Genomic DNA, 1,666 nt, shown 5'->3' on the forward strand with positions numbered 1-1,666 from the left:
CCCCCCGTGTCAGGATAGATGTCACTCCTTAGCCAATAAAATGTCGTAACGATCGGGGGGCGGTAATTGAGTCACTATGAAACTGTATTCTGCTGAGCAAAAAGCTGCTTTGATGGCCAAAATGTTACCCCCACATAATCTGACTGTCTCCGAGCTCGCCAGACAAGAAGGCATTCCCATTGGCACCCTATATAATTGGCGCTCCAAAGCTAAACAAGCAGGTCAACCAATGCCCGCAAAGAAGTCGACACCAGACAATTGGTCTGCCGAAAAAAAGCTGAACACGATCATCGAAACTGCCGTCCTCAGCGAGTCTGAACTCAGTCAATATTGCCGCGAGCGCGGGCTCTATCCCGAACAATTGAAACGCTGGAAACAGGAGAGCCTCCAAGGCTTTCAGCACAATGCTGAGCAAGCAAAGCACGAACAGAAACAAGCCAAAGCTGATCGCGCCGAGATCCAGCAGCTTAAGCGCGAACTCCGCTATAAAGAGAAAGCCTTGGCCGAGGCGGCAGCATTGCTGGTACTGCGAAAAAAGCTAAATGCGCTCTGGGAGAACGACAGCGAGGAGAGCTGACGTCGCTGCCAGTGCGCGAAACCTTGATTAACCTGATCCGTGAAGCTCAGCTTGCCGGCGCGTCGCTCAAGAACGCCTGCGATGAAGCAGAAGTGAGCCTGCGAACCTATCGCCGCTGGTTCCGTGGCGGCAAAGTACATGCAGATAAACGCCCTGATGCTACCCGTCCGGAGCCTGCAAACAAACTGATACCGACTGAGCGTGACGCGATTCGCGAGATCTGTAATCGTCCAGAATTTGCCAGCATGCCGCCATCACAGATCGTGCCGACGTTACTGGATCGAGGTGAGTACGTGGCCTCAGAGTCATCGTTTTATCGAGTACTCAAAGCCGAAGGGCAACTGCAACATCGAGGTCGCGCTCAAGCGCCACAAAAGCGCAGTAAACCGACAAGCCATACTGCGACCGGGCCAAACCAGGTTTGGAATTGGGACATTACGTATTTACCCAGCAGGGTTAAGGGCCAGTTCTATTACCTGTATATGCATGAGGACTTGTTCAGCCGCAAAGTGGTGGGCTACGAGGTGTACGATAAAGAATGCGGTGAACTGGCAGCCCAACTTTTGCAGCGGACCATATTGCGAGAGCAGTGCTTCGATAACCCACCGGTACTGCATTCGGACAATGGTGCCCCCATGAAAGCACTGACGATGAAGGCCAAGATGGAAGAGTTGGGAGTCATGAGCTCATACAGCCGACCGCGGGTCAGCAATGACAACCCATTCGCCGAGTCCTTGTTCAGGACACTGAAATACTGCCCACAATGGCCATCAAAGGGCTTCGCCAGCCTGGATGAGGCTCGAGACTGGGTGCAACGCTTCGTTGAATGGTACAACAACGAGCATAAACACAGTCGGCTGAATTTCGTAGCGCCGGCTGAACGACATAATGGAAAAGACCGAGAAATCTTGGCCAAGCGCAAGCAAACACTGGAAATGGCAAAAGCGAGGAACGGTCATCGATGGTCAGGCAATATCAGGAACTGTGAGCCGGTAGGTCCGGTCACCTTGAACCCGGAACGGGAGCCTGAAGTTGACATAAAGCAGGTCGCATAGAAAACACCGTAGTGGTGCCAACTATCTTGACGAA

The 1,666-nt window shown here is 52.6% G+C and carries 1 protein-coding gene; it reads left to right on the forward strand.

All coding sequences use genetic code 11. From position 1 onward, the window contains the following. Positions 1-76 precede the first annotated feature (76 nt). A protein-coding gene (locus tag BN1125_RS09285; RefSeq protein WP_156993242.1) for an IS3 family transposase occupies positions 77-1,632 on the forward strand; the annotation gives its coding sequence in 2 pieces (ribosomal slippage) (positions 77-530 and positions 530-1,632; 1,557 coding nt in all). Positions 1,633-1,666 lie beyond the last annotated feature (34 nt).

This window comes from Aeromonas fluvialis (assembly GCF_000819885.1).
GTDB classification, from domain to species: Bacteria; Pseudomonadota; Gammaproteobacteria; order Enterobacterales; family Aeromonadaceae; genus Aeromonas; species Aeromonas fluvialis.